Genomic DNA, 5,514 nt, shown 5'->3' with positions numbered 1-5,514 from the left:
GCTTTAGGCAGTTTTTCAAAATTAGTTTGATTAACATTTAAACCAACTCCAATTATTGATGATGACAGTGCCGTTTGTTTTATGACATTTTCAATTAATACCCCGCAAATTTTTTTGTTTTCTGACAAAATGTCGTTTGGCCACTTTATCTGTATTTTATTTACACCTAAGGTTTTCAGCGTTTTAACCAGAGATAAAGCAGTAACTATACTTATATAAAACTGTTGCTCTAATTTTATATTAATATGTGTTTTATATACACTAAACGTTAGATTTTTAAAGGCTTCAGAGTCCCAAACAGTCCCCATTTGCCCTCGCCCGTTAGTTTGCTTTTTAGTAACCACAACAGTATAATCCTCTATAGTTCCTTCACTGCTTATACCTTTTAAAAAAGTATTTGTAGAATCGATGGCATCAAGTTTGATTATACGCATAATAATTGGTTATCTTCGTACTATAAATTAACAATAAAAAATCTTATGATTTTTTTAAAGCATAAAGAACCAAAAAATAATAACTTTGCACAAATTAAATCAAGTTAATGGTTAAAAAAGAAACAAATGCAGACGCACTTATAACCACAATTATAAGTGGCATTGAAGATGTAAAAGGACAGCATATAAATATTCTCGATTTAAGAGAAATAGACAATACAGTTTGCGATTATTTTATTATTTGTGAAGGTACTTCTAACACACAAGTAAATGCTATTGTAAGCGCTGTACAGAAAAAAGTAAGTAAAGAACTTAGAGATAAACCTTGGCATGTAGAAGGACTAGACAATGCAGAATGGGTTTTAATCGATTATGTAAACGTTGTAGTTCACGTATTCCAAAAACAAATTAGAGAATATTACGATATAGAAAGCCTTTGGGGAGATGCAAAGACCACTCTAATTGAATCAAAATTTTAAAAACTCTACATGTCAGACAATAAAAAAAATACACCCCCTAAAAAACCTAAATTTAATAGTTATTGGATTTATGGTTTAATCATTATAGCATTAATTGCTGTTTCCGTTTTTGGTAGTGATACTACTAGTGATAAAAATAGTATTTCGCCCACTCAGTTTTTTGACTTTGTAAGTAATGGAGATGTAAAAAAAGTTGAAGTTGTTAACGATCACCTAGCTAAGGTATATTTAACAGAAGAAGCTGAAGCTTTAACAATTCACGAAAAAAATAAATCAAAGCAATATCCTTTCTCTACTGAAAAATCACCAAACTATACTTTTGAAATTGGTGATTTACAAAACTTTGAAGATGATTTCAAAAAAGCAAAGAAAAATTTAAGTAAAGAAAAACAACCTATATATAAACCAAAAAGAGAAGAAAACCCATGGGCTACTGTGATGAGTTTCCTTCCTTTTATATTAATTATAGCAGTTTGGATTTTTATAATGCGTCGTATGTCTGGCGGAGGTGCTGGAGGTGCTGGAGGTCAAATTTTCAATATAGGAAAATCTAAAGCCAAACTTTTCGATCAAAATACAGAAGTAAAAACAACATTTAAAGATGTTGCAGGTTTAGAAGGCGCTAAAGAAGAAGTACAAGAAATTGTAGACTTCCTTAAAAGTCCTGAAAAATATACCTCTTTAGGAGGAAAAATACCAAAAGGTGCCCTTTTAGTAGGCCCTCCAGGAACAGGTAAAACGTTACTAGCAAAAGCTGTTGCAGGAGAAGCTAAAGTGCCTTTTTTCTCTTTATCTGGTTCAGATTTCGTAGAAATGTTTGTAGGTGTTGGAGCCTCTCGTGTAAGAGATTTATTTAAACAAGCTAAAGAAAAATCTCCTGCTATTATATTTATAGATGAAATTGATGCTATTGGTCGTGCAAGAGGTAAAAATGCCATGTCTGGAAGTAATGACGAGCGTGAAAATACGTTAAACCAGTTACTAACAGAAATGGATGGTTTTGGTACAAATACAAATGTTATTGTATTAGCAGCAACCAATAGAGCAGATATTTTAGATAAAGCCTTAATGCGTGCTGGTCGTTTCGATAGACAAATTTATGTAGATTTACCTAACTTAACAGAAAGACGTGCTATTTTTGAAGTGCATTTAAGACCGCTTAAAAAAGTAGATGGTTTAGATGTAGACTTTTTAGCAAAACAAACACCAGGATTCTCTGGAGCAGATATAGCAAACTTATGTAATGAAGCGGCTTTAATTGCTGCAAGAACCAATAAAAAAGCTGTAGAAAAACAAGATTTCTTAGATGCTGTTGATAGAATTGTTGGCGGATTAGAAAAAAGAAGCAATTTATTTTCTGTAGAAGAAAAGAAAACTATAGCCTACCACGAAGCTGGGCATGCTACAGTAAGTTGGTTTTTAGAACATGCAGATCCTTTAGTAAAAGTTACCATTGTACCAAGAGGACGTTCTTTAGGAGCCGCATGGTATTTACCACAAGAAGCCTATATTACTAGAACCAATAAATTTCTAGACGAAATATGTGTTACAATGGGTGGTCGTGCAGCAGAAAGAATTATTTTCGATCAAATCTCAACTGGTGCTTTAAGTGACTTAGAAAGTGTGACTAGAAAAGCCAAAGCCATGGTGATGATTTATGGTTTAAATGAAAAGGTAGGAAACATTACTTATTATGATCCTGCGGGAGAAAATGGTTTTGTAAAGCCTTACAGTGAAAAAACAGCAGAATTAATTGATGGTGAAATTAAAAACATTGTAGAAACACAGTTTCAACGTGCTTTAGATTTATTAGAATCTAAACGTGATGTTTTAGATAAACTAGCTGAAAGACTTATAGAAAGAGAAGTTATTTTTAAGGATGATTTAGAAGAAATTCTTGGAAAACGTCCTTTTGATACAGAACCTACATTAGAAGCAAAAAACGAAGAGGAATAAACCTTCTATATCATAAATAAAACTAAAAATCTTAAATTAGCGCCTTAGTTAATTTAAGATTTTTTATATTTGAAATAATCCTAAGATATAGTTATAATAGCAAAATATTTGAATGAGCCTTTTCAGGAATCTTTTTCGCTCTAAATCTAATAAAGAGAAAGAGGAAATAAAATCTAATGACCGAGGTAAATACATGCCTCAAGTTAAATTACCAATAGATGAAAGTTTTACAATAAACTTTAAAGCTAATGGTGGTAAATTCTTGTATTGTGAAAACTTAGATGAAATCTTCGAAAATATTTCTCAAATTTTAATAGAGAACAATTGGCAGGAAAAAACTGCTTTTTTTTATGACAAAAAATTAAAAAAACGCTTTGCTCCTTGTAATCTTAAAACCGGAAAGTTAAGCGATGCAACTTACTTTATTACTACTTGCGAAAACCTTATAGCAGATGATGGGTCTCTTTTAATATCATCAAACCAAATAGCAGAAAAAAAATTACCAGAATTTCCAAATCATGTTATTGTTTTTGCAACTACAAGTCAAATAGTTACGAATATAGGAGAAGGTTTGCGAGAAATTAAATCTAAAAATTCACAAATCCCTACTAATATAACTACCATAAAGCATTTTAAACAAGCTGACGAAAAAGATTTTTTAAGTTATGGTAGTCCTTCAAAAAACTTATATTTGTTACTTTTAGAAGACTTATAACAACTAAATGAAAGAAACACTAACCAGAGGACTTTCAGGTTTACTTTATATTGTATTACTTATTGGATCATTATTCAATGAGCATGCTTTTTTAATACTTTTTTTTCTTTTTGGATTGGTTTGTTTAAACGAATTCATGAAACTTATTGAATTAAAAAGCCCTTTGCCTTATATTATTTTTGCTGTATTATATTTTGTTTTTGGATATTGGCAAACGTTCATGAATTCTACTGTTGGATTAGATGAGGCCACAAGAATATTACAAATTGTAACTATATTTGTTCAATTGTTTTTAATAAAAGATTTATTTTCTGAGAAAACAATTCCATTATTTCAATCCAAGCGTTTTATATTAACCACATTTTACCTTTCTAGTGCTTTTGTTTTTTTAATACTTATAGCAAACTATAAAAATGTATTTAATCCTAAAATACTACTAGGCGCTTTTATTTTGGTGTGGATTAATGATACTTTTGCATACTTAGTAGGGAAATCTATAGGGAAACAGAAATTATTTCCTAGAATTTCTCCAAAAAAAACTGTAGAAGGTTTTCTTGGCGGATTATTATTTGCCTGTATTTCAAGCTATTTCATTGCCAAATTTACAAACACACTAGACTTTAATAATTGGTTAATTTTAAGTGTTATTGTAAGCGTTATAGGTACCATTGGAGATTTAATAGAATCCAAATTTAAGCGTCAAGCTAAAGTAAAAGATAGCGGTTCTATTATGCCCGGGCATGGCGGTTTGCTAGACCGCTTTGATAGTATTATTTTTGCAGCACCGTTTATTTATTTATTCTTAAGAATTTTACAGTATGTTTCATAAAGAAGGTCATAAAATAATAACAATAACGTTTATAGTTATTATCGCTTTATTTTTAGTAGTCGACAAGTATGTAGGCATCGCATGGTTACAATATTTATTATTTACCACACTAGCTGTATTCTTATTTTTAATACTTCAATTCTTTAGAAATCCAAAACGCAATACAGTATTAAATGACGTCACTGTAGTTTCGCCTGTAGATGGTAAAGTTGTAGTTATAGAAGAAGTTTTCGAGCCAGAATTTTTTAAAGACAAACGTTTACAAGTTAGTGTTTTTATGTCTCCTATAAATGTGCACGTAACACGTTACCCTATTGGAGGAAAAGTGGCCTATAGCAAATACCATCCTGGTAAATATTTAGTAGCTTGGCACCCAAAAGCGAGTACAGAAAACGAACGCACTACTGTAGTTGTAGAAAATAATAATTACGGAAAAGTATTATTTAGGCAAATTGCTGGCGCACTTGCTAAGCGTATTGTAAACTATGCCAAAGTAGATCAAGATGTCGTGCAAGGTAGCGACCAAGGCTTTATTAAATTTGGGTCGAGAGTAGATTTATATTTACCTTTAGACACTAATATTAAAGTAAAACTTAACGATAAAGTACGTGGGGGTGAAAGTATTATCGCTCAAAATTAAAAATGAATTCAGAAGAAGAAGCATTAGAATTAGCATTTAATGACGCTGTACAGCGTATAAATGACCATACAGAGCCTTTTCCTGCCGATTTTTTACTTCGCCTTTATGCCTACTACAAAAAGGCCACTAATAATTACGAAAGACCTAGTAGTAGAACTCCTATTATTAATGCTTTTAAAACAAATGCATTATTCCAGATACAACACATTAACGAAGAGGAGGCTAAGCGTACTTATATAGACTTGGTAAACAACTATTTCCTATACCGTAAGTAAGTTAATAATTTTAATTATCCACTTATTATCATTTCTTTATTTTACTTTTATAGTAAATTAAAACCATTCGCCATGTTAAAAAACAGAATTGTAGTTCTCTTCTTTTATATTGCTTTTACTAGTATTTGCTACTCACAGTCTAAAACAAACTTAAAAGAAATTAACCAAGTTTGGTTTAAGTTTTAC

The 5,514-nt window shown here is 30.9% G+C and carries 7 protein-coding genes; 6 read left to right on the top strand and 1 reads right to left on the bottom strand.

Features of this window, described 5'->3' with window-relative positions; genetic code table 11:
* On the bottom strand, positions 1-434 hold a 434-nt coding region (locus ACVC2P_RS11260), incomplete at its 3' end, for a biotin--[acetyl-CoA-carboxylase] ligase (protein WP_452598569.1).
* A 107-nt stretch (positions 435-541) separates the two neighbouring features.
* Here ACVC2P_RS11260 and rsfS point away from each other — a divergent pair.
* The 6 genes from rsfS (at position 542) to ACVC2P_RS11230 (ending at position 5,328) form a co-directional block, all read left to right on the top strand.
* Positions 542-913 (top strand): ribosome silencing factor, encoded by a 372-nt coding sequence (gene rsfS / locus ACVC2P_RS11255; protein ID WP_452598568.1) that lies wholly within the window; start codon positions 542-544, stop codon positions 911-913.
* Between the two features lie 9 nt (positions 914-922).
* On the top strand, positions 923-2,869 hold the full coding sequence (ftsH, locus tag ACVC2P_RS11250; RefSeq protein ID WP_452598567.1) for an ATP-dependent zinc metalloprotease FtsH: 1,947 nt from the start codon (positions 923-925) through the stop codon (positions 2,867-2,869).
* A 112-nt stretch (positions 2,870-2,981) separates the two neighbouring features.
* Positions 2,982-3,584 carry an LUD domain-containing protein gene (locus ACVC2P_RS11245; protein WP_452598566.1) on the top strand — a complete coding sequence of 201 codons (603 nt, stop codon included), beginning with the start codon at positions 2,982-2,984 and terminating at the stop codon, positions 3,582-3,584.
* Between the two features lie 7 nt (positions 3,585-3,591).
* Positions 3,592-4,413: a phosphatidate cytidylyltransferase gene (locus ACVC2P_RS11240; protein ID WP_452598565.1), complete on the top strand. Its 822-nt coding sequence runs from the start codon at positions 3,592-3,594 to the stop codon at positions 4,411-4,413.
* Entirely contained in the window at positions 4,403-5,053 is a 651-nt protein-coding gene (locus tag ACVC2P_RS11235) for a phosphatidylserine decarboxylase family protein (protein ID WP_452598564.1), read from the top strand. Before ACVC2P_RS11240 ends, ACVC2P_RS11235 begins: the two co-directional genes overlap by 11 nt.
* A gap of 2 nt (positions 5,054-5,055) precedes the next feature.
* Positions 5,056-5,328, top strand: coding sequence for an acyl-CoA-binding protein (locus tag ACVC2P_RS11230; RefSeq protein ID WP_452598563.1), 273 nt, complete (start codon positions 5,056-5,058; stop codon positions 5,326-5,328).
* Positions 5,329-5,514: the final 186 nt, after the last annotated feature.

This window comes from Pontimicrobium sp. MEBiC01747 (assembly GCF_053601635.1).
The sequence above is the reverse complement of the archived record's forward strand: the minus strand, read 5'-3'. Positions and strand labels throughout refer to the sequence as shown.

Excerpts from the sequence above, each read along its gene's own strand:
- ACVC2P_RS11230 (WP_452598563.1), top strand. The coding sequence starts at position 5,056 with ATGAATTCAGAAGAAGAAGCATTAGAATTAGCATTTAATGACGCTGTA.
- ACVC2P_RS11245 (WP_452598566.1), top strand. The coding sequence starts at position 2,982 with ATGAGCCTTTTCAGGAATCTTTTTCGCTCTAAATCTAATAAAGAGAAA.
- ftsH (WP_452598567.1), top strand. The coding sequence starts at position 923 with ATGTCAGACAATAAAAAAAATACACCCCCTAAAAAACCTAAATTTAAT.
- ACVC2P_RS11235 (WP_452598564.1), top strand. The coding sequence starts at position 4,403 with ATGTTTCATAAAGAAGGTCATAAAATAATAACAATAACGTTTATAGTT.
- ACVC2P_RS11240 (WP_452598565.1), top strand. The coding sequence starts at position 3,592 with ATGAAAGAAACACTAACCAGAGGACTTTCAGGTTTACTTTATATTGTA.
- rsfS (WP_452598568.1), top strand. The coding sequence starts at position 542 with ATGGTTAAAAAAGAAACAAATGCAGACGCACTTATAACCACAATTATA.